Here is a 20,193-nt window from a genome sequence, read left to right as displayed (position 1 = left end):
GCGCCCTTCAGAGGTTTGTCAGGTCCGCCGGGATCTTCGCCTCGCACCCGTCCCGCAGGACGGTGGCCTCGATCAGGCCGTAGGGGCGGTCGGCGGCGAAGTACACCTCGTTGTCGTTCTTCAGCCCGAAGGGGGCCAGGTCCACCAGGAAGTGGTGCTTGTTCGGGAGGGAGAAGCGGACCTCGTCGATCTCCGCGCGGTGGTCGATGATCCGTACGCCCATCTGGTAGAGGGTCTGCTGGAGCGAGAGCGAGTACGTCTCGGCGAAGGCCCGGAGCAGGTGCTGCTTCACCTGCTCGTAGGAGGTCTCCCAGTCGGGCATCGGCTGCTCGTCGTCGGTCCAGTTGAAGCGCCAGCGGCCGGAGACCTCGGTGGCGAGGATGCGGTCGTGCGCCTCGGGCAGGGTCGTGTACTTGTCCTTGACGTAACCCCAGAACTCAGAGTCGGTCGAGTTCATGACCGTGAGGTCCTTGAGACCGGAGACGACCTCCCACGACGAGCCGTCGTGGGCGATCTGGGTCAGCCGGGTCTCCTGGCCCTGCCGGACGAAGGAGTGCGCGCCCTCGCCGCCGTGCTCGATGCGCTCCCAGGCGTACTGCTCGATACGGATACGGGCCCGGTGGATGGCCGGCTGGGAGGTCACGAAGTGCCGGGCGAGATGGATGCCGAACTGTTCGGCGGACTCGATGCCGTGCTCCTTGGCGAAGGCGTACACGGTGTTCTTGGTGGTGTCCGTCGGCAGGACGTTCGCGTTCGACCCCGAGAGGTGGACCTCGTCCATGTCGCCGCTCAGCGAGACCGAGACGTTGAGGTCCTTGATGTGGTGGGTGGCGCCGTCCCGCGTGATGCGTACGACGCGGTTCTCTGCCTTGCCGTACTGGTTGGGTCCAAGGATGGGCATAGCTAGCTCCCTCGATAAACGGAGTAGCCGAACGGGTTGAGCAGCAGCGGTACGTGGTAGTGCTCGCCGGGCGTCACCGTGAAGGTGATGACGACCTCGGGGAAGAACACGGCACCGCTGTCCCGATTCGCGGGGGCGTCCTGCTGCGCATCGGCTTGCTTGTGCACGGTCTGTGCGGCGTTCCGGGCGAGGTACGGCTCGACCTCGAAGTCGAGTCGCACCTGTGTGGTGCCCTCCGGCAGGGCCGGGAGGTCCTTGCAGCGGCCGTCGGCGTCGGTCGCAGAGCCGCCGAGCGCCCGCCAGTCCGCTTCCCGTCCGGAGCGGGCGGCGACGTGGACGGCGACGCCCGGGGCGGGGCGCCCGACGGAGGTGTCCAGGATGTGCGTGGACACCGAGGCGGTCGTGCTGGTGCTCATGATCGGGCTTCCTCTTCGACGTCGACGAGCCGGGCCAGGCGGATGCGGTTGATCTTGCCCAGTTCGGTGCGGACGATCTCGCGTTCCCGCTCCGGCGCGTTGCCGATCCGGTCCCGGACCGCGTCGCGCATCTGCTCGCCGGTCCGGCCGGTGGCGCAGATCAGGAAGACATGGCCGAACTTCTCCTGGTAGGCCAGGTTCAGTTCGAGCATCTCCGCCCTGAGCTCGTCGGAGGCGCCGGCCATACCGCGCTGCTCACGGGCCGAGGTCGGGTCGCCCGGCTTCGGGCGGCCGATCGGGGGGTGCCCGGCCATGGCCTGCGCCAGGTCTTCCTCGCCCAGTTCGGCCATGGCCGCGTCACTGGCGGCGAGGAGGTCCTCGACGGCGGCGTAGGGGCGGCCGGCGAGGAGTCTGCGCCCCCATGCGGCCGAGGCACACGCCTCGTGGAGCGCGGCGGCGGCCACGTGCTCCTCCAGGGCGTTGAAACGGGCGAGGCCCGGTGTCGAGGAACGCGAAGTCACGGGAGCCTCCGTCGCCGTGGTGCTGGACTGGCTACGGCAAGCTAACGCCCCGCGACGACCTTGCGTCAACAGTTTGTTGAAAAATCGCGGTTACGACACTCGCCCGTGGGGCTCAGGTCTCTTTGTCACGGTTGAGGTAGTTGTAGACGGTGAAGCGGCTGACCCCGAGGGCGCTCGCGACGGTCTCCACGCCGTGGCGCACCGAGAAGGCGCCGCGCGCCTCCAGGGTCCGTACGACCTCCTGCTTGGCCCTGCGGTCGAGGTCGGCGAGCGGCCTGCCCTTCTGGCGCTCCATCGCGGCGAGGAGGTGATCCAGCGACTCGGCGAGCTGCGGCAGCCGTACGGCGACGACGTCCGCACCCTCCCAGGCCAGGACGACGTCGTCGGGGCCGGCCTCGTCCGGCGGGAGCATGAGACCGCCCATGGCGTCGACCAGCGGCTTGACCGCCGCGACGAAACGCTCGTCGTCGGCGCCGGTCACTCGCCGCCCTCCCCGACCACATTGACCTGGAGCGAGATCCGAGTGGCGCCGGACTCCAGCGTCCGGCGCAACAGCGCCTCCACGGCCGCCAGCACGGCGTCGGCCCGCCCCTCCGCCGTGTTGCCGAACGGGCCGACGTCGACCGCGTCCAGGTCGGCCGCCTCGATGACCTCCCGCGCCACGAGCGCGTGCGCCGGGGCCTCGTCGAGGTCGAAGGGCTCGGTCGTGAACTCCACTCTCAATCGCACTGTGCCCCCAAGGCAAACACTCTGACCTGCACGTTCCCTCAACCCTCCGATGGAGAGGGCACAGCGGGGGCGCCTTCGCCCGTCACCGTACGGAGAGCCCGGTCCACCGCCGCCCTTGCCCGCTCGTCCGACTCAGGGAAGAGATGGCTGTAGACGTTCAAGGTCATCGCGGCGTCGGTGTGCCCCAGCCGCTCCGACACGACCTTAACGGACTCCCCCGCAGCGATCAGCAGAGACGTGCAGGAGTGCCGCACGGCGTGGGGGCCGGGCCGCGCAAGGTCCTGCCCACTCCCCATGCGTCGCCGGGCGGCTGGAGAGCCGCCCGCGTACCTACACCCGCCCGAAGTAGTTCGTGTAATGGATCAAGCGCGCGTATCTCCTGCCAGACGGGGGAAGTGCAGAACTCGGCCGCCCCAGGAGCCGCAGCGCCGCCAGCGCGGCCACCCACGGGGTCGGATCAGCGGGGTGGGCATCGGCGGCGACGCGGCAGAGCGCCGGGGCCTCCCGCGGGTCGGTCGCCAGTTCGGACCACAGGGCCGGCGCCAGGCCATCCGGGTCGGGGGGCCGGCGCGGGCGCGGCCTGGGCGAGGATCCCGATCCCGGGCGACGGCGAGGTCCTGCGGTCCCGGTCCGCGGGCGGCGACGATGCCTCTCAGCACGCGGCCCAGCGGAACGTCGTCGAGTTCGGGGGCGAGGCGGGGTGCCTGTCGCTTGGGGCCGAAGAGAGCCATGTCCTTGTCAGTGTCTGTGGTGGGCGGCGTCAACCAGTGCGTCGAACAGGACCTGCTGGGCCGGGTCCTGGTCCGCGGTGTCCTCGGGGTGCCACTGCACCGCCGCGAACCACCCCGGGTGTCCGGGCAGTTCGAGCCCCTCCACGGTGCCGTCGGCGGCCCGCGCGGTGACCGTGAGCCCGACGCCGATGCGGTCGACGCGCTGATGGTGGTAGCAGGAGACCTCCGTCTTCTCGGCGCCGGTGGCCTGTTCGAGCAGCGTGCCGCGCTGGATCGCGACCGGGTGGACGATGTGCCGGTGCTCGCGGTCCGCGCCGCCCATGTCCTGTTCCAGGCTGCCGCCGAGGGCGACGTTCACCACCTGCAGCCCACGGCAGATCGCGAGCAGGGGCAGTCCCAGGTCCAGTGTCCGGCGGGCGACTTCGAGGTCGAACACGTCCTGGAGGTCGTCGACGTCATAGACGCTGTCATGGGTGTCGGTGGCGCCGTAGCGGTGCGGGGCCAGGTCCCCGCCGCCCGGGAGCAGCACGCCGTCGAAGCGGGCAAGCCGTTCGGCCACGTCGGCTCCGGCCGGATCGGCTGGATGGATGCTCACCGGCTCACCCCCGGCCCGCCACACGGCCTCGACCAGCGCGCGGGCGTTGACCTCGGCGGCGTAACGGAGCGCGGACGTGGTGGCGGCGAACCGGGCCGGGATCGCGATCAGAGGTCGCGGGTGCGTACGGGTCACAGCTGGATCCAGGTGGTCTTCAGTTCGGTGTACTTCTCCATGGCGTGGGCGGACTTGTCGCGGCCGTTGCCGGACTGCTTCATGCCGCCGAAGGGGACGGTCAGGTCGCCCTCCTCGTAGCAGTTGACCCAGACCGTCCCGGCCTTGAGCGCGCGCGAGACCTTGTGGGCGGTGGACAGGTCGGAGGTCCACAGGCCGGCGGCGAGGCCGTACTCGGTGGCGTTGGCGAGCCGTACCGCCTCGTCGAGGTCGTCGAAGGCCAGGACGGACAGGACCGGGCCGAAGATCTCCTCGCGGGCCAGCCGCATGCCGGGGTCGACCCGGTCGAACACGGTGGGCCGCAGGTAGCTGCCGCCGGTCTCGGCCCGGGTCCGGCCCCCGCCCACGCGCAGCCGGGCGCCCTCGTCCAGGCCGGAGGCGACATGCTCCAGGACCTTGCCGAGGTGGCTGTCGCCGACCAGTGCGCCCATCTCGGTGGCCGGATCGAGCGGGTCGCCCACCCGCAGCTCGTGCGCCCGCGCCACGACGGCCTCGGTGACCTGTTCGGCGATGGAGGAGTGGACCAGCAGCCGGGAGGGCGCCGTGCACATCTCTCCCTGGTTGAAGAAGATGCCCCAGGCCGCGGTCGCCGCGGCCTTCTCCAGGTCGGGGGCGTCGGGCAGCACGATGTTCGGTGACTTGCCGCCGAGTTCGAGCCAGACGCGCTTGAGGTTGGAGTCGGCGGCGTAGCGCAGGAAGTGCCGGCCGACGGCCGTGGATCCGGTGAAGGCCAGGACATCGACGTCCGGGTGGAGGCCGAGCGCCCGGCCGGCCACCGGACCGTCACCGGTCACGACGTTGAGGACACCCGGCGGCAGTCCGGCGTCGGTGGCGGCGCGGCCGAGCAGGAGGGCGGACAGCGGAGAGGACTCCGACGGCTTCAGGACGACCGTGCAGCCGGCGGCGAGCGCGGGCGCGACTTTCCAACTCGCCAACGTGAGCGGGAAGTTCCATGGCACGACGGCGCCGACGACACCGGTCGGCTCTCGGGTGATGAGAGCGAGCGCGTCCGGCGCGGTGCGCGGGGACTCGTCGGTGAGCTTGTCGGCGAGCTGCCCGTACCAGCGGAAGGTGTTGATCGCGGCGCGCAGCTCGATGGCGTACGCGTCCGTGATCGGTTTGCCCATCTCCAGGCTCACGGTCAGCGCCAGTTCCTCGCGCCGTTCCTCCAGCAGCTCGGCGATCCGCAGCAGGACCCGGCCGCGCTCGGCGGGCGCCAGATGCGGCCACGGCCCTGTGTCGAAGGCGCGGCGCGCCGCCGCGACCGCGAGATCGACCTCCGCCTCCCCCGCGTCGGCGACCTGGACCAGGCTCTGGCCGTCGCGCGGGGAGATCACGGCGAACGATCCACCGTCACCGGCTTCGCTCCTGCCGTCGATGTGGTGCTGCGTGGGCAGGTCGAGTTCCTTGGCGCGGCGCAGCAGTTCCTCGTGGGTGGCGTTCAGCACGCGCTCTCCCTCTCCGTCTCATCCGTTTCGTTTGGCGAAAACAACTCACGCGCTCCGGCACAAGGCCGGATACGGCCGGGGCGCAGGCTCCGGCCGTATCGGTGAGGCAAAGCGGTGTTCAGTCGGCGGTCTGTGTCCGGGACCGCGTCAGCCGGGCGGCGACGACGCCGAGGATCAGCACCACCGGAACGGTGAGCTGGAGCCATATGGCCGTCGTCTGGTCACCGCCGATCAGCGTCGTGAAGTTGGCGATGATGAGCCAGATGGCACCCGCGATGCCGAGGGCGCCCAGGACGGGGGCGATCAGGGTGTTCCAGGGGCGGGTGTCGGCGCCGGAGCGGCGGAAGAACACGATGACCGAGACCGAGGTCAGGAAGTACAGCAGCATGATGCCGAGGACCGCGACCCCGCTGAACCAGGAGAAGAGGGTCAGCACCGGGTCCTTGCCCAGGATGGCGAAGGGCACCACGAGGAGCACCGCGATCGCGGTCTGCACGGCGCCGGCCACCCAGGGCGAATGACGCCGGTTGACGGCGGTCAGTCCGTGCGGCAGGAGCCCTTCGCGGCCGAGCGAGAACAGGTAGCGGTTGGCGGAGTTGTGGAAGGCCAGGAGGCCGGCGAACAGGGAGGTGGCGAGCAGGATCGGCAGCACGTCGTTGACCCAGCCGCCGAACAGGTCGGCGATCGGCGCGAAGACGAACGCCGCGCCGTCACCGCCCTCCAGCGCCTTGCCCGCCTCGGCCGTGGCCTGGGAGGCGCCATGCGCGGAGACCAGCATCCACGAGGCGAAGGCGAAGAAGCCGGTGATCACCGCGACGGACAGGTAGGTGGCCCGGGGGACGGTCTTGCGGGGTTCCCGGGCCTCCTCGCCGTAGATGGCGGTGGCCTCGAAGCCGAACATCGACGCCACGGCGAACATCAGCGCCACACCGGGAGCGCCCTGAAGCGCGGCGGACGGAGAGAAGCTCTCCGTGAAGCCCAGGCCCTCGGGGCCGCCGCCCTTGAAGAGGGTCACGAGGGCGAAGGCGATCAGGATGCTGAACTCGGCGAGCACGAAGACGGCGAGGATCTTGGCGCCCATCTCGATGCCCGAGGCGCCGAGCACCTGCACGATCGCCATGGTGACCAGCGCCCAGACCCACCACGCCACGTGGGCCCCGGTATGGTGCTCGACCAGGCCGCTCATGATGCTTCCGTACAGCCCGTACATGCAGGCCTGGACGGCGCAGTAGGCGAAGAGCGCGACGGCGGCGCTGCCGGAGCCGGTCGAGCGGCCGAGCCCTTTGCCGATGTACGTGTAGAAGGCGCCGGCGTCCACGACGTGCCGGCCCATGGCGACGAAGCCCACGGAGAACAGCAGGACGATGACGCCGGCCGCGAGATAGGCGGCCGGAGCGCCGGCCCCGTTGCCGATGGCGATGGCGATGGGCACGGCCCCGGCGATGCCGGTCAGCGGCGCCTGGGCGGAGAGAACGAAGAAGAGGATGCCGAGGACACCGAGAGAGTTGGGCTTGAGTCTGCCTGCTATGGATGCATCATCAGCGGTCTGCGTCGCGACCGCGGTCTGACTGTCCACTCGAATCACCTGCCGGGGAACGGGGAGGGCGGAGTTTTGTTTTAGGCCAAACGAGTTGCCCCATGGTGGGCTGGAACTATCCGTTTGGCAAGGGGTTTCGGTGAGATCCTTCTGCGGACACGGAGGTCTTTACAGGACCGTGTCCTCCGGTCGACGCCCAACGGGGTCGGCAAGGGCCCACTCGGCACCCGTCCCTACTCGTGCACCGCGATGGCCTGCAGCGGACAGACCTCGGCGGCCTCGTGCAGCTCCTCGGCGCTCGCCTCGTCCACGTCGGCCACGTAGACGTCGGTCGCCCGCGACCGCAGGGACAGGCGCCCCTCGTCGTCCAGCGCGAACAGGTCGGGGGCCGCGTAGACGCACTGGCCGTGGTCCTGGCACTTGTCGAGGTCGACTTCGACCTTCATGACGGCTCCTGCCTCTCGAAGGGGTCGGGGATCAGCGAAAACGGACGGGGAGGTGGGTGATCGTGCGCAGGAACTCGGTGTGCGCATAGGCGGGTTCTCCCGCCAACTCGACACCGGAGAACCGGTTGACGATCGAGCTGAAGACGATGTCGGCCTCGGCGCGGGCCATGACCTGGCCGGCGCAGCCGTGCGTGCCGGAGCCGAAGGCCAGGTGCTGGCTGGCGGCGAGGGGGCGGGTGCGGTCGAAGGTGTCGGGGTCGGCGAAGACCTCGGCGTCGCGGTTGGCGGAGGCGATGAGCAGGGCCAGCGCCTCTCCGGCCGGCACGGTGCTGTCGCCGATGACGGTGTCCTGCGTGGTCAGTCGCACCACCATCGACTCGGGCGTGTCGATGCGCAGGATCTCGTTGATGATGCCGGGCCGCGCCTCCGGCTCGTCCCGGTAGGCGGCGAACAGCTCGGGCCGCTGTGTCATCAGCCAGATGCCGTGATTGATCAGGTGCTTGACGTCGAGGTGGCCCACGGCGAAGAACAGGAAGATGGTGTGGACGACCTCTTCCTCGGTCATCCCGCCCTCGTCCTGCGCGGCGATGAACGCGTCGATCAGTCCCTCGCCGGGGTGGGCCCGCTTGTCGGCGACGAGCCGGCGGATGTGCTCGGCGAACCAGGCGAACGCCTCCGTGGTGGCGCGGGCCTCCTCGTCGTTGCCGCCGGGGCCGAGGCTCAGCCCGATCTCGTAGGTCTTGCGCTGGATGGCGTCCATCTCGGTCGGCTCGATGCCGAAGATGTGGCAGGTCGTCTCGAAGGTGCACTTCAGGGAGAGGCCGTCGGCCGCGTCCAGGGTTCCGTCGCCCTTCTCGACCCCGTCGAGCACGGCCTCCACGGAGGCGCGCATCACCTTGGACCACTCCTCGACGGCCTTGGGCGTGAACCAGCGGTTGGTGATCCGGCGCAGCCGCGTGTGGTCGGGGGCGTCCTTGCCGAGCATGGTGTGGTGGATGGGGTCGGCGACCCCGAAGTCGAGCTGCTGCACGCTCAGGGTGGGGTTGCGGATCAGCCGGGCGACGTCCTCGTAGCGGGAGACGACGTACAGGCCGAGCGGATGCCGGTAGACCGGGTGCTCCTGCCGCAGCCGCGCGTAGTACGGGTACGGGTCCGCACGGAAGCCGGGGTCACGGAAGGGCAGCAGGTCCTCGGTGGCGGACACGGGTCCGGCCGTGGTGACGGTCATGGCGAGGCACTCCTCGTATCGGGCGCGAGGCGGAGGGAAGCCGGGAGTGGCGAAGGGGAGGCGGCAAAGGGGAAGCGGCCAGTGGCCCTGCACCGCGAGAATTATCCACTCGGATAATTTCGTCAATACCTCACGGGCGGGTAATCAACTCTTTACGCCGCCGGAAACAGCCGAGTCCCCGTCGCCGGGCGACGGGGACTCGGTCTGACCTGCTGTTATGGCGGGGAGAACGACATGGGCGGCTACTCTGCCTCTCCAGACTTCCGGGTCAGCAGTGACCGCAGCTCCTTCAGCGCGGCCTCGGTGACGTCCGGCTCGTCGAAGACCAACTGGTGCAGCACGAGGCCCTCCAGAGCGGCGAAGACGAGCCGGGTCAGGGCAGGGCTGGTGCCTTCGGGCAGGCTCCGGGACAGTTCCCTCTCCGTGGCCTGGAAGTACTCGTCGTACAGTGCGCGAATCTGCGGCAGCAGCTCGGGCCTGCGCCGGGACTCGAGCATGAGCTCGTACTGGAACGTCTGCAGGGCAGGCGCACGCGTGACCATGTCCGCCAGTCCCGCCGCGAAGTCCGCGATGTCGCCCGTACCCGGCTCCAGGGAACTCGTACTCGCGCTGGTGCGCACCGCGTGTTCGAGGGCTGCCTCGATCAGCGCGTCCCGCGAACCGAAGTGGTGCACCACGAGCCCGTGCGTGACACCCGCCTCCTCCGCGACGGCGCGATAGGTGAGCTTGCGCAGCCCGCCCCGGGCCACCACGCGCACGGCCGCGTTGAGCAGGGCCTCACGGCCGGTCCCGTAGTCCACCCGCTTGCGGGGCCTGGCCGGGGGCTTGTCGGAGGAATCGCTCATGAGCGCGACCCTACCCGTACGCCGGGGCCGGCAGACCGTCGCAGGGGCGTCAGCGCTTCGGCGGGCGGATGCCGCGGAACTCCCAGTCGCCGCCGAGCGCGGTGGACAGCACCTCCTCGGACTCGGTGGGCTGCGCGCCGACATCGGCGCGGATGGGAGTGGGGCCGGTGACGACGTGGTTGGTGAGCCGTCCGAGGCCCTCCACCTCGACCTCAACGACGTCACCGGGCTGTACGGGCCGGGAGTTGGCCGGTGTGCCCGACAGCAGGACGTCGCCCGGGTACAGGGTGATGGTGCGGGCGATGTCGGCGACGAGGTAGTGCATGTCCCATTGCATCTCGTCGGTCGAACCGTCCTGGACGACCTCGCCGTTGACATACGTCCGCAGGCTCTTGCCGTGGAAGTCCCAGTCGGTGACCAGTCCCGGACCGAGCGGGCACAGGGTGTCGGAGCCCTTGACCCGGAGCATCGAGCCGGCGTCGGTGTCACGGAAGTCGTGCAGGCCGTAGTCGTTGGCGACGGTGTAGCCGGCGATGTACTCGCCCGCTTCGGCCGGGGAGATGTTGCGCGCGGTCTTCCCGATGACGATGGCGACCTCGCCCTCGTAGTTGAGCCACTTGCAGCCCTCGGGCCGGACGATCGCGCCCTTGTGGGCGTTGAGGGCCGAGGTCGGCTTGTGGAAGTAGGTGGGCGTGGCCGGCAGCTCGATCCCGAACTCCTCGACGCGGCTACGGTGGTTGAGGTGGACGGCGATCACCTTGGAGGGGACGACCGGCGGCAGGTGGTGCGCCTCGTCGGTCTTGACGCGGCGGCCGTCCCCTGCGACCAGCTCGTCACCGTCGACGGTGACCTGGACGGCGGCGCCGTCGAGCAGGATGCGGCGGTACTCAGGCATGAGCGGACTCCTGTACGGGGGTGTGGGATGCGGTCCAGCCGCCCTCGGGGCGGTCGAACCAGAGGTGCACCTGGCCGGTGCCGATCGAGTTCTCGTACTCGCCGTACTGACGGGCCTTGGCGACGCAGGCGCGTTCGCCGAGGGCGCCGGCCATCATCAGGTAGTGGAAGAACTTCGCCTCCGGCTTGTACCTCCAGAACGCGTCCATCGTGTCGAGGACCTTGTCGTGACGGCCCTCCTTGAACCAGGCGATCCGCTCGTGGTCGGCCTCGCGCGCCTCGGGTGTGAAGATGTGCACCGGGTCGCTGGACTCGTGGTCGCGCAGCTCACGCAACGGCCAGAACGTGTGCGAGAGGGCACCGGAGGCGATCAGCAGCACGCGTCGCCCCGGGGTGGCGGCGATGCCGTCGGCCAGGGCGCGGCCGAGGCGCAGGTGGTCCTCCATGTCGCCGGTCTGGCAGACGCCGATGGTCACCCACCGTTTGTCGGGCAGGCCCTCGCCGAGGAACTTCCAGAGGTTGATGGTGGCGTAGTAGATCGGCAGGTAGTCGTCGTCGATCGCGGTGATCCAGGTGCCGTGCTGGTCGGCGAACTTCGCGATGTTCCCGGCCAGTTCGGGATCACCGGGGAAGTCGTACGGCATCCGGCACATGCCGCGTGGCAGTTCCTCGGAGGTGAACAGGCCGGCGCGGCGGGCTTGCGCGGTGACGACGAACTCGACGGTGGTGGCCCAGTGGGAGTCCAGGACGACGACGGTGTCGTAGTCGTCGCGGGCGAAGACGTCCTGACGGAGCTGGTTCAGGCCCGTGACGAGGGTGATCTCCTTGCCCTCGTTGAGCTCCAGCCGGTCCTCTTCGGGCAGCACGATGGTGGGGACGTGGGCGAGGAGGCCCGCCCCGACGATCTCACCCATGGTTTGTCCATCCGTTCGGTGCGGTCACGGTGTTCTTGACGTCGCAGTAGAAGTCGAAGCTCCAGGTGCCGCCCTCGCGGCCGACGCCGGAGAGCCGGGAGCCGCCGAAGGGGGCCTGCAGGTCGCGGACGAAGAAGCAGTTCACCCACACCGTGCCCGCGACCAGGCGCGCGGTGACGCGCTCGGCGCGCTCGGGGTCGCCCGTGAAGACGGTGGCGGCCAGCCCGAAGCGGGTGCCGTTGGCGAGCCGGACGGCCTCCTCCTCGTCCGTGAAGGTCTGCAGCGTCAGGACAGGGCCGAAGACCTCCTCCTGCACGATCTCGGAGTCCTGGGCGACATCGGTGAGCAGGGTGGGCGCGTAGTACTGGCCGTCCCCCCGGTGGCCGCCGATGACGGCGCGGGCACCGGCCGCCACGGCCCGCTGCACGAACCCGTCGATCTTCTCCAGCTGGCGGGGGTGGATGTTGGGCCCTATGTCGGTGGTCTCGTGGCGCGGATCGCCCTGCTTCAGCGCGCTCGCCTTCTCGACGAACCGGCGCGTGAACTCCTCCACGACCGCCTCCTCGACCAGCAGCCGGGTGCCCGCCAGGCACACCTGGCCGGCGTTGTCGTACTGCTCCACCGCCAGGTCGACGGCGAGGTCCAGGTCCGCGTCGGCGAACACCAGCAACGGCGACTTCCCGCCCAGTTCGAGACTCAGGGGCGTGAGCTGCGCGGCCGCCGACTCCGCGATGCGCTTGGCCGTGGGCACCGAGCCGGTGAAGCTGATGCGGCGCACGTCCGGGTGCGAGGTCAGCGCGTCGCCGATCTCGGAGCCGTAGCCCTGGACGACGTTCAGGACACCCGCCGGGAGCCCCGCCTCGGCGGCGATGTCGGCCAGCAGGGAGGCGGTCAGCGGCGACCACTCGGCCGGCTTCAGCACCACCGTGTTCCCGGCGGCCAGCGCCGGGGCGACCTTCCACGTGGCCAGCATGAGCGGGGCGTTCCACGGGGTGATCAGGACGCAGGGCCCGGCCGGGTCCCAGCTGACGTGGTTGGTGTGGCCGCGCGTGTCGAAGTCCTCGTGCTCCAGTTGGAGCAGCCAGTCCGCGAAGAAGCGGAAGTTGTGGGCGACCCGCGGCATCACTCCGCGGCGGTGGGAGCGCAGCAGGGCTCCGTTGTCGGTGGTCTCGACGATGGCGAGCTCTTCGATGCGCTTCTCGACCCCGTCGGCGATCGCGTGCAGGATGCGGGCGCGCTGCGCGTGGGAGGTGGCGGCCCAGGCGGGGAACGCGGCCTTCGCGGCGGCCACGGCAGCGGCCGCCTCCATGGGCGTGCCCCGGGAGATGTGACCGATCGTGTCGCCGTCGATGGGCGAGACGTCCTCGAACGTCTGTGTAGAGGCGACGCGCTCGCCGCCGATCCAGTGCCGGGTGTCGACGGTGACCCCGGCCACGGTGATGGTGTGTTCGCTCATGCTCTGTTCCTCCGGTCTCACGAGGTGGTGGGGTCTACTCGGCGCCGGAGGTGCCGGATTCCAGCAGTCGGCCGCCGTCCCAGACGACGCCGACCTGGCGGTAGTAGGCGGCGATCGGCTCGTGGATCTCCAGGCGGGCCAGTTCTTCGGTGGGCGCCTCGAACAGCTCCAGCTCGGCGTCGCCGCGCCAGGCCTGTCCCGCCTCGAAGGACGCGGCGCCCGACTCGATCAGCTCGTCCAGGGCGAGGCCCTTGCCCTTCTCGATGGAGGGCAGCCAGCGGTGGTGGGCCATCGGGTGGGCGTTGACGAAGCCGTTCGTCTCCGACGGTTCGCGCAGGGTGACCACGGTGTGGGCGAGGCGCCGGTCGGCGGCGGCGAGCGTGGCGCCGAAACGGGCTCCCGCCTCGATGCGCGGTGCGGGGCCGTACGGGTGCGGGCGCGTCTGGTGGATCGAGCCGAGCTTCTTCGGGTAGCCCTGGTGCAGGCCGCGGGCGATCGCGAAGTCCTTGTCGACCCAGATGTAGACGCAGCGCGAGTACGTCTGCCCGCGGTACTTGCAGCGGACCACCGCGAAGGCCTCCTTGTACTGGGAGAGCACCGGGTCGAGCAGTTCCTCGCCGGACGCCGAGCAGGACTGCCAGTCGGCCCAGATCAGCGCCACCGCGCCCGGGTCCTCGTCGGCGAGCTCCAGGGGCTCGGGAAGCAGTTCACGCACGCGGGCCGGGTCGGTGCGGTACTCGACGGTGAGCAGGTCCCCGGAGTACCGGTAGGGCGGTGAGGGGATCAGCGACGAGGCTCCGCTCGCCGTCTTGGGGAAGAAGAATCCACGGACGGTGGTCATGATCAGCAAGGTCCTTAGGCGGAGAGGGCGGGCTGCTTGAGCAGTTCGGCGCGGTAGCGGGAGGCGGCGGCCGCCGCGGCCTGGCCGCCGAGGGCGACGACACCGGCCAGCCGGCCGGCGGCGTGGTAGCCGACGACGACGTCACCGTCGAGGTCGCCTTCCAGTACGCGCACGTCCTCCTTGCCGAGTGCCGGCGCCCCGAAGGACTGCAGGCGGAAGTCGTGCTGGTCGCTCCAGAAGGTGGGCAGCGGCGCGAACGGGGACAGCTCGTGGCCGGCGCCGGTCAACGCGGCGACGAGGGTCTTCGCGGCGTGCTTGGCGGTGTCCGTGGGGATGCACCAGTGCTCCACACGGCGCGGTACGCCGTCGTAGCGGGCGTTGGGGAAGCGGGCGACGTCGCCGACGGCCACCACGTCGGGCCGTCCGCCGACGCGCAGGTGCTCGTCGGTGGGCACGCCGTCGCTCAGGTCGAGGCCGTTGCCGTCCAGCCATTCGGTGTTGGCGACCGAGCCGACCGACTCGACCACCACGTCGGCGGGCAGGACGGTGCCGTCGGCGAGGGCGACGCCGGTGACGTGGTCGTCGCCGGTGAAGCCGGTCACGCCCGTGCCGAGGGCGAAGCGCACACCGCGCTCTTCGTGGCGCTTCAGCAGGGCCTTGGCGAGGAGCTCGCCGAGGGGGCCGACCATCGGCAGGGGCAGCGGGTCGACGACGGTCACCTCGCGGGCGCCCAGAGCGACGGCGGTGGCCGCGACCTCGCAGCCGATGAAGCCGCCTCCGACGACGACCACCCGGGCTCCGGGCCTGGTGAGGGCCTGCCGCAGGCCCTGCGCGTCGTCGATGGTGCGGACCGTGTGCCGGCCCGCGAGCGGGCCGGGGCAGCGCAGGCGCCGGGGCCGCATTCCGGTGGCGACGACCAGTCCGTCGTACGAGAGCGCCTCGCCGTCGTCGAACTCGACGATGTTCTCAGCGAGCCGCGCGGCGACGACCCTGGTGCCCAGCCGCCACTCCGCGTCGGCCACGCTCGCCCGCGGGCGGAAGGCGAGGGACTCGAAGGGCGCCTTGCCGGCCAGGACCTCCTTGGACAGGGGCGGCCGGTTGTAGGGCATGTGCGGCTCGTCACCGACGAGCGTGATGGCTCCGGTCCAGCCGGCGGCCCGCAACTGCTCGGCCGCGCGCAGGCCGGCCATGGAGGCGCCGGCCACGACGATGCGTGCACTCCTCGGCGTCATGGTCATCCCTCGATACGGATGGCCTGGAGCGGGCACACGTCGGCGGCTTCCTCGACCTCGTCGCGCAGCGCGTCGTCGGGGTCGGAGACGTAGGCCAGGTGGCCGCTGTCGTCCATGGAGAAGACATCGGGGGCGGCGAAGACGCACTGGCCGTGGTCCTGGCACTTGTTCATGTCGACGACGACCTTCATGGCCGGTCCTCCTGGAGGTGAGGGCGTCGGGGCGGGAGGAAGGGAGGAAGAGGGGCCCGACCGCCGTCGAATCACGGTCGGCCGGGCCCCGGCCAAGAGCCCGGCCGACTGACCGGACCCTTACTCATTTGGCTTCAAACAACATAGGAAGCCGCCAAGCTCTGGTCAATACCTATCCATGCGGATAATTTTTTTCCTGCCCCCTTGCGGGGCGTTCGCAGCACTCTTACCGTTTGGCATCAAACAAGCCGTCCGTACGCCGCACCCCCACCCGTACCGGCCCTCTGACTCCCTCACGATCCACACCCCTAGCGCCCGAGGAGACATCGGTGAGCGCAGCCCCAACCCCCAGCCTCCGTCAGCACATGCAGCGGCTCGCCGCCGAGGGCATCGACGTGGTGCGCGTGACCTATCCCGATCTCATCGGCACCGACCGCGCACGCGACATCCTGCTGGACCACCTGCCGTCGGCGTGTGACCACGGCCTGGCCTTCTGCCGGGCCGTCTACCACACCAGCCCCCAGGGCGACGTGGTCCCCGTCTCCGGCGGTCTCGACGCCGGCCTGCCCGACGTCACCGTGCGACCGGACCTCGACACCCTGGTCCCTCTCCCCTGGGAACCCGGCGTCGCGTCCTGCCTCGCCGAGGTCACCGACCCGGCCACCGGCCTGCCCGCACCGGAGTCACCCCGCGATCTGCTGCGCACCGTCCTCGCCCGGTGTGCCGAACACGGCCTGCGTCCGGTGGTCGGCCCCGAGCTCGAGTACTTCCTCTGCGACGAGGACCCGGCCTCCCCGAGCGGCTGGAAGCGTTACTCGGGCGCCGCCGGCGTCGTCTACACCGCCGGCCTGCGCGCCGACGGCGACAATCACCTGCTCCGCACGCTGCGTCTGCTGCGGGACATGAACATCGGCGTGACCAGCGGAAACCACGAGTTCGACGGGGGCCAGTTCGAGATCAACCTCACCCACTCCGACGCCCTGTCCGCCGCGGACCGCGCCTTCCGCTTCAAGTCCGCCATCAAGGAGCTGGCCCGGAAGGAGGGGAAACTCGCCACCTTCATGGCCAAGCCGTTCAACGACGCCGGCGGCTCCGGTTTCCACCTCCATCTGTCCTGCGACAGCTCCGACGAGGCAGGCGCCGGTAACGCCTTCGACGGTCCCGCCGGGCCGTACGGGCTGTCCGCCACCGCACGCCACGCCGTCGCCGGCGTCCTCGCCCACGCCCCGGCCCTGGCCGCACTGGCCAACCCGACCGTGAACTCCTACAAGCGTTTCGGCCCGGACACCCTCGCGCCCTGGCTGATCGACTGGGGCCTGGACAACCGCAGCGCCATGGTCCGCATCCCGCCCGAGCGCGGCTCCGGCGCCCGACTCGAACTGCGCCTGGGTGACGCCAGCGCCAACCCGTACCTGCTGATCGCGGGCGCGATCGCCGCCGCACTGCTCGGGGTCCTGGCCGGCGAGGAGCCCCCCGCCCCCTTGGAGGGGTACGGCTACGACACCGCCAGGGCGGCCGTGCTGCCCATGAGCCTGCCGGCCGCGCTGGACGCCCTGGAAGCGGACACGGAACTGACCGACGTCCTCGGCAAGGACTTCACCGACTCCTTCCTCTCCTACAAGCGCAACGAGATCGAACGCTTCCAACGGCACGTCACCGACTGGGAGTTCACCGAGTACGCCTACCACCTGTGACGACTGGGAGCCATCCGATGACGACCGAGACCCCGACCGCCGCCGTGCACGAGCCGATGCCGCTGGCGGACGTCAACCTCGCCGACCTCGACAACTTCACCGACGGCATCACCCCCTGGCGCATGTTCCACACCCTGCGCCACCAGGACCCGGTGCACTGGCAGCCCGAGGACGCCCCCAACTCCGGCTTCTGGTCGGTGACCCGGCACGCGGACATCGCCCGCGTCGACCGCGACGCCGAGACCTTCACCTCCATGAAGTTCGTGAACCTCGAAGAGGTCGACGAGGACCAGATCAAGACACGGGCCTCCATCCTGGAACTGGACGGCGTCCGCCACCGCGCCATGCGCAGCCTGCTCCAGCGCCAGTTCGGCGCGAACGTCATCAACAGCTACACCGACTTCCTGCGCGGCCTGACCGCCACCACGCTGGACGCGGCGCTCGCCAAGGGGAGCTTCGACTTCGTCAAGGAGGTCTCCGCCGACTTCCCCATCAACGTCCTCGCCCGCCTCCTCGACGTACCCCCGGAGGACAACCAGCAGCTCATCGACTGGGGCAACCGCATCATCGGCAACACCGACCCCGACTACGCCGACGTCCTGCTGCACAGCGCGGAGAGCGAGCAGTACCGGCACCTCCCGTTCCGCTCGCCCGCCTCGCTGGAGGTCTTCGAGTACGGCCGTGAGCTGGCCCGGCAGCGGCGTGGCGGCGACGGCACCGACCTGGTGTCCAAGCTGGTGAACACCACCCCGAAGGACGGTGTACCGCTCTCGCCGCAGGACTTCGACAACTACTTCCTGCTCCTCGTCGTGGCCGGCAACGAGACCACCCGCCACACCATCACCCACTCCATGCTGGCCCTGCTCCAGCACCCCGAGCAGCTGGCCCGGCTCCAGGAGGACCCCTCCCTCATCCCGACGGCGGTGGAGGAGTTCCTGCGCTGGGCGTCGCCCGTCTACCACTTCCGCCGCACGGCGACCCGTGACGTGGAACTGGGCGGCAAGCGGATCAAGGAGGGCGACAAGGTCGTCATGTGGTTCGCCTCCGGCAACCGCGACGAGGAGGTCTTCGGCAACCCGTACGACTTCGACGTCACCCGCGCCGACAACGACCATGTGACCTTCGGCAAGGGCAGCCCGCACCTGTGCCTGGGCAACCTGCTCGCCCGCACCGAGATCCGCATCATGTTCGAGGAGCTCATCCCGAGGATCGCGGACATCCGTCTGACGGGCGAAGTCCCGCGCGTACGTTCCAACTTCGTCAACGGCATCAAGAAGCTGCCGGTCGAGGTCACCCTCGCCTGACCGCCCGACCGCTTGACCGCTTGACCGCCTGACCCAGCCGTCCAGAGGGGGCGGCCGCCGGGACGCCCGAACCCGACCGAGTGGCCGCCCCTCACGACTGCCCTCACACGCACTCCTCCCGAGGATCGCCACGATGACCACTCCCCGCATGCAGCTCGTCCTGAGCGAGAACTGGACCATGACCGCAGGCCGCGCGGATCTGCCGACCGTGATCCGCTGGGCCCGCGAGGCCGAGGACGCCGGATTCGACTCCGTCATGATCAGCGAACACATCGTGCTCGGCCCCGACGCCGGAGCAGCCGGTGTGATGGGCAACCCCCGCGACTACGCCCTGCCCGGCAACCAGGACCCCCACACCCCATGGCCCAACTCGCTCATGCTGCTCAGCGCGATCGCCGCCGTCACCGAGCGCGTGCGTCTGGCCGCGTCGGCGGTCATCGCTCCCCTGCGCCATCCCCTGCTCCTGGCCCGTGAGCTCGGCACCCTCGACCTTCTCTCCGAGGGCCGTCTGATCGTGCTGCCCAACGTCAGCTGGAGCCGGGACGAGTACGCGGCACTCGGTGTCCCGTTCTCCCGGCGTGGCAAGCTCCTCGACGAACACCTGGAGATCTGGGCGAAGTTGTGGGGCCCTTCCCCCGTGTCCCACGAGAGCGACCACTACGCCTTCCAGGATGTCTACTTCGAGCCCAAGGCACACCGTCCGGACGGCCCCCGGCTGTGCTTCGGCGGCGCGGGCATGCACGACGCGATGGTCCGCAGGATCGTCCGGTACGGCCACGCCTTCAACCCGCTGGGCAAGGTGACGCCCGAGCACATGCGGAAGCTGGAGACCGCGATGGCCGCCGCGGGCCGCGACATCGCCGACCTGGAGATGATCGGCGGCACCCGCGCCGTGTTCCCCGACGACAGCTCCTGCGCCGACCTGGCACAGGCTCTCGAGGCCATCCCCGAGCAGATGGCCCAAGGTTTCACCACCTTCTGCGTCAAGCCCTCGCAGTTCACCGACGACCCGAACGGGGTGGGCGCGTTCTGCCGGGAGGTGATGCGCCGCGTGGAGTTGCTGACCGCCTGACGGCGCCGGACCGCGGAAGAACGAACCGAGAACGCCCCTACCGAGCCCTCTTGACAAGCTCCGGCCACCGACGGCAATCTTCCATTAGGTAGAAACTGAATTCCATCATACGGAATATAATCCGGTTGAACTCGGAGAGTGCACGGAAGGGAGCGTCCGAGGCCCCATGGGATTCGCGGAGCAGCGCTACACCGTCAACCTGTCGATCCTCTTCACGGAACTCCCGCTCCCGGAGCGCCCCGCGGCCGCCGCCGCGGCCGGCTTCACCGCGGTCGAGCTGTGGTGGCCCTGGGTCGACTCCCCCACTCCCCCTCGGTCCGAACTCGACGCCCTGCGGGGCTCGTTCGAGGACGCGGGTGTACGGCTGACCGGGCTGAACTTCTACTCGGGGGTGCTGCCGGGACCGGACCGCGGCGCGCTGTCGATCCCGGGCGAGGAAGCGGAGCGCTTCCGCGCCAACGTCGACGTGGTCGCGGAGTTCGCCGAGTCCGTCGGCTGCGGGGCGCTCAACGCGCTGTACGGCAACCGCGTCGCCGGTGTGGACCCGGCCGAGCAGGACGCCCTGGCCCTGCACCACCTGGTCCTGGCCGCGCGGGCCGCCGACCGGATCGGCGCGATCCTGCTGATCGAGGCCCTGAACAAGGTGGAGTCACCGCTCTATCCCCTGGTGTCGGCCCCGGCCGCCGTCGGCGTCGTCGACAAGGTCAACGAGGCCTCGGGCCTCGGCAACGCGCGCTTCCTGATGGACCTCTACCACCTGTCCATGAACGGCGAGGACCTCCCGCGGGTGATCGCCGAGCACACCGGGCGGACCGGGCATGTGCAGATCGCCGACAACCCCGGCCGCGGCGTCCCCGGCACCGGGGCCGTCCCCTTGGAAGACCTCCTCGACCAGCTGGGCAAGGCCGGTTACGAGGGCATGGTCGGCCTGGAGTACAAGCCGGGCGACCGGCCGAGCTCCGAGGCCTTCGAGTGGCTCCCCCGGGAGGCCCGCGCGGCTCGCTGAGGCCGATGAGGCCCACCC

22 protein-coding genes are annotated in these 20,193 nt (G+C 70.2%); 4 read left to right on the top strand and 18 right to left on the bottom strand.

Annotated features, from left to right (window positions below; genetic code table 11):
* Positions 1-7: 7 nt before the first annotated feature.
* The 18 genes from pucL to E4N62_RS09245 form a co-directional block, all read right to left on the bottom strand.
* Positions 8-901, bottom strand: coding sequence for a factor-independent urate hydroxylase (gene pucL / locus E4N62_RS09330; protein WP_230213471.1), 894 nt, complete (start codon positions 899-901; stop codon positions 8-10).
* 2 nt (positions 902-903) lie between these two features.
* A complete protein-coding gene (gene uraH / locus E4N62_RS09325) occupies positions 904-1,317 on the bottom strand; it encodes a hydroxyisourate hydrolase (RefSeq protein WP_230213470.1) in 414 nt (137 codons plus the stop codon).
* Entirely contained in the window at positions 1,314-1,838 is a 525-nt protein-coding gene (gene uraD, locus E4N62_RS09320; RefSeq protein ID WP_230213469.1) for a 2-oxo-4-hydroxy-4-carboxy-5-ureidoimidazoline decarboxylase, read from the bottom strand. Before uraD ends, uraH begins: the two co-directional genes overlap by 4 nt.
* A 112-nt stretch (positions 1,839-1,950) precedes the next feature.
* Positions 1,951-2,319 carry a helix-turn-helix domain-containing protein gene (locus E4N62_RS09315; RefSeq protein ID WP_230213468.1) on the bottom strand — a complete coding sequence of 123 codons (369 nt, stop codon included), beginning with the start codon at positions 2,317-2,319 and terminating at the stop codon, positions 1,951-1,953.
* Positions 2,316-2,567, bottom strand: coding sequence for a thiamine-binding protein (locus tag E4N62_RS09310; RefSeq protein ID WP_230213467.1), 252 nt, complete (start codon positions 2,565-2,567; stop codon positions 2,316-2,318). Before E4N62_RS09310 ends, E4N62_RS09315 begins: the two co-directional genes overlap by 4 nt.
* A gap of 38 nt (positions 2,568-2,605) precedes the next feature.
* Positions 2,606-2,863: a tyrosine-type recombinase/integrase gene (locus tag E4N62_RS09305; protein ID WP_230213466.1), complete on the bottom strand. Its 258-nt coding sequence runs from the start codon at positions 2,861-2,863 to the stop codon at positions 2,606-2,608.
* A gap of 442 nt (positions 2,864-3,305) precedes the next feature.
* Positions 3,306-4,028 carry a gamma-glutamyl-gamma-aminobutyrate hydrolase family protein gene (locus E4N62_RS09300; RefSeq protein ID WP_230213465.1) on the bottom strand — a complete coding sequence of 241 codons (723 nt, stop codon included), beginning with the start codon at positions 4,026-4,028 and terminating at the stop codon, positions 3,306-3,308.
* Positions 4,025-5,515 carry an aldehyde dehydrogenase gene (locus E4N62_RS09295; protein WP_230213464.1) on the bottom strand — a complete coding sequence of 497 codons (1,491 nt, stop codon included), beginning with the start codon at positions 5,513-5,515 and terminating at the stop codon, positions 4,025-4,027. Before E4N62_RS09295 ends, E4N62_RS09300 begins: the two co-directional genes overlap by 4 nt.
* 118 nt (positions 5,516-5,633) lie before the next feature.
* The gene (locus E4N62_RS09290; protein WP_230213463.1) at positions 5,634-7,091 is read right to left on the bottom strand and encodes an APC family permease; all 1,458 of its coding nucleotides are present in this window, start codon (positions 7,089-7,091) and stop codon (positions 5,634-5,636) included.
* Between the two features lie 194 nt (positions 7,092-7,285).
* Positions 7,286-7,498, bottom strand: coding sequence for a ferredoxin (locus E4N62_RS09285; protein WP_230213462.1), 213 nt, complete (start codon positions 7,496-7,498; stop codon positions 7,286-7,288).
* Positions 7,499-7,529: 31 nt separating this feature from the next.
* The gene (locus tag E4N62_RS09280; protein ID WP_230213461.1) at positions 7,530-8,726 is read right to left on the bottom strand and encodes a cytochrome P450; all 1,197 of its coding nucleotides are present in this window, start codon (positions 8,724-8,726) and stop codon (positions 7,530-7,532) included.
* 242 nt (positions 8,727-8,968) lie between these two features.
* Positions 8,969-9,571 carry a TetR/AcrR family transcriptional regulator gene (locus tag E4N62_RS09275; RefSeq protein WP_230213460.1) on the bottom strand — a complete coding sequence of 201 codons (603 nt, stop codon included), beginning with the start codon at positions 9,569-9,571 and terminating at the stop codon, positions 8,969-8,971.
* Between the two features lie 49 nt (positions 9,572-9,620).
* Complete coding sequence (locus E4N62_RS09270; protein ID WP_230213459.1) at positions 9,621-10,466, bottom strand: fumarylacetoacetate hydrolase family protein; 846 nt, start codon at positions 10,464-10,466, stop codon at positions 9,621-9,623.
* Positions 10,459-11,379, bottom strand: a complete 921-nt coding sequence (locus E4N62_RS09265; RefSeq protein WP_230213458.1) for a 3,4-dihydroxyphenylacetate 2,3-dioxygenase — start codon at positions 11,377-11,379, stop codon at positions 10,459-10,461. Before E4N62_RS09265 ends, E4N62_RS09270 begins: the two co-directional genes overlap by 8 nt.
* Positions 11,372-12,835, bottom strand: a complete 1,464-nt coding sequence (locus tag E4N62_RS09260; protein WP_230213457.1) for an aldehyde dehydrogenase — start codon at positions 12,833-12,835, stop codon at positions 11,372-11,374. Before E4N62_RS09260 ends, E4N62_RS09265 begins: the two co-directional genes overlap by 8 nt.
* A gap of 34 nt (positions 12,836-12,869) precedes the next feature.
* Positions 12,870-13,676, bottom strand: coding sequence for an acetoacetate decarboxylase family protein (locus tag E4N62_RS09255; RefSeq protein ID WP_230213456.1), 807 nt, complete (start codon positions 13,674-13,676; stop codon positions 12,870-12,872).
* A gap of 14 nt (positions 13,677-13,690) precedes the next feature.
* The gene (locus E4N62_RS09250; RefSeq protein WP_230213455.1) at positions 13,691-14,908 is read right to left on the bottom strand and encodes an NAD(P)/FAD-dependent oxidoreductase; all 1,218 of its coding nucleotides are present in this window, start codon (positions 14,906-14,908) and stop codon (positions 13,691-13,693) included.
* Between the two features lie 2 nt (positions 14,909-14,910).
* Positions 14,911-15,099, bottom strand: coding sequence for a ferredoxin (locus E4N62_RS09245; RefSeq protein ID WP_059082805.1), 189 nt, complete (start codon positions 15,097-15,099; stop codon positions 14,911-14,913).
* Positions 15,100-15,464: 365 nt separating this feature from the next.
* Here E4N62_RS09245 and E4N62_RS09240 point away from each other — a divergent pair, with 365 nt between their 5' ends.
* The 4 genes from E4N62_RS09240 to E4N62_RS09225 all read left to right on the top strand — a co-directional run bounded on the left by E4N62_RS09240 (position 15,465) and on the right by E4N62_RS09225 (position 20,175).
* Positions 15,465-16,793 (top strand): glutamine synthetase family protein, encoded by a 1,329-nt coding sequence (locus tag E4N62_RS09240; protein ID WP_268269244.1) that lies wholly within the window; start codon positions 15,465-15,467, stop codon positions 16,791-16,793.
* Between the two features lie 17 nt (positions 16,794-16,810).
* Positions 16,811-18,097 carry a cytochrome P450 gene (locus E4N62_RS09235; protein WP_230213453.1) on the top strand — a complete coding sequence of 429 codons (1,287 nt, stop codon included), beginning with the start codon at positions 16,811-16,813 and terminating at the stop codon, positions 18,095-18,097.
* A 133-nt stretch (positions 18,098-18,230) separates the two neighbouring features.
* Positions 18,231-19,169: a TIGR03619 family F420-dependent LLM class oxidoreductase gene (locus E4N62_RS09230; protein ID WP_230213452.1), complete on the top strand. Its 939-nt coding sequence runs from the start codon at positions 18,231-18,233 to the stop codon at positions 19,167-19,169.
* Positions 19,170-19,335: 166 nt separating this feature from the next.
* On the top strand, positions 19,336-20,175 hold the full coding sequence (locus E4N62_RS09225; protein WP_230213451.1) for a TIM barrel protein: 840 nt from the start codon (positions 19,336-19,338) through the stop codon (positions 20,173-20,175).
* Positions 20,176-20,193: the final 18 nt, after the last annotated feature.

The sequence above is a fragment of the Streptomyces sp. MNU76 genome (assembly GCF_020982545.1).
In the GTDB taxonomy this organism is placed as follows: domain Bacteria; phylum Actinomycetota; class Actinomycetes; order Streptomycetales; family Streptomycetaceae; genus Streptomyces.
The sequence above is the reverse complement of the archived record's forward strand: the minus strand, read 5'-3'. Positions and strand labels throughout refer to the sequence as shown.

Coding starts and splice junctions, on each gene's coding strand:
- pucL (WP_230213471.1), bottom strand. CDS start 901: ATGCCCATCCTTGGACCCAACCAGTACGGCAAGGCAGAGAACCGCGTC.
- uraH (WP_230213470.1), bottom strand. CDS start 1,317: ATGAGCACCAGCACGACCGCCTCGGTGTCCACGCACATCCTGGACACC.
- E4N62_RS09305 (WP_230213466.1), bottom strand. CDS start 2,863: ATGGGGAGTGGGCAGGACCTTGCGCGGCCCGGCCCCCACGCCGTGCGG.
- E4N62_RS09285 (WP_230213462.1), bottom strand. CDS start 7,498: ATGAAGGTCGAAGTCGACCTCGACAAGTGCCAGGACCACGGCCAGTGC.
- E4N62_RS09280 (WP_230213461.1), bottom strand. CDS start 8,726: ATGACCGTCACCACGGCCGGACCCGTGTCCGCCACCGAGGACCTGCTG.
- E4N62_RS09275 (WP_230213460.1), bottom strand. CDS start 9,571: ATGAGCGATTCCTCCGACAAGCCCCCGGCCAGGCCCCGCAAGCGGGTG.
- E4N62_RS09270 (WP_230213459.1), bottom strand. CDS start 10,466: ATGCCTGAGTACCGCCGCATCCTGCTCGACGGCGCCGCCGTCCAGGTC.
- E4N62_RS09265 (WP_230213458.1), bottom strand. CDS start 11,379: ATGGGTGAGATCGTCGGGGCGGGCCTCCTCGCCCACGTCCCCACCATC.
- E4N62_RS09260 (WP_230213457.1), bottom strand. CDS start 12,835: ATGAGCGAACACACCATCACCGTGGCCGGGGTCACCGTCGACACCCGG.
- E4N62_RS09255 (WP_230213456.1), bottom strand. CDS start 13,676: ATGACCACCGTCCGTGGATTCTTCTTCCCCAAGACGGCGAGCGGAGCC.
- E4N62_RS09250 (WP_230213455.1), bottom strand. CDS start 14,908: ATGACGCCGAGGAGTGCACGCATCGTCGTGGCCGGCGCCTCCATGGCC.
- E4N62_RS09245 (WP_059082805.1), bottom strand. CDS start 15,099: ATGAAGGTCGTCGTCGACATGAACAAGTGCCAGGACCACGGCCAGTGC.
- E4N62_RS09240 (WP_268269244.1), top strand. CDS start 15,465: ATGCAGCGGCTCGCCGCCGAGGGCATCGACGTGGTGCGCGTGACCTAT.
- E4N62_RS09235 (WP_230213453.1), top strand. CDS start 16,811: ATGACGACCGAGACCCCGACCGCCGCCGTGCACGAGCCGATGCCGCTG.
- E4N62_RS09230 (WP_230213452.1), top strand. CDS start 18,231: ATGACCACTCCCCGCATGCAGCTCGTCCTGAGCGAGAACTGGACCATG.
- E4N62_RS09225 (WP_230213451.1), top strand. CDS start 19,336: ATGGGATTCGCGGAGCAGCGCTACACCGTCAACCTGTCGATCCTCTTC.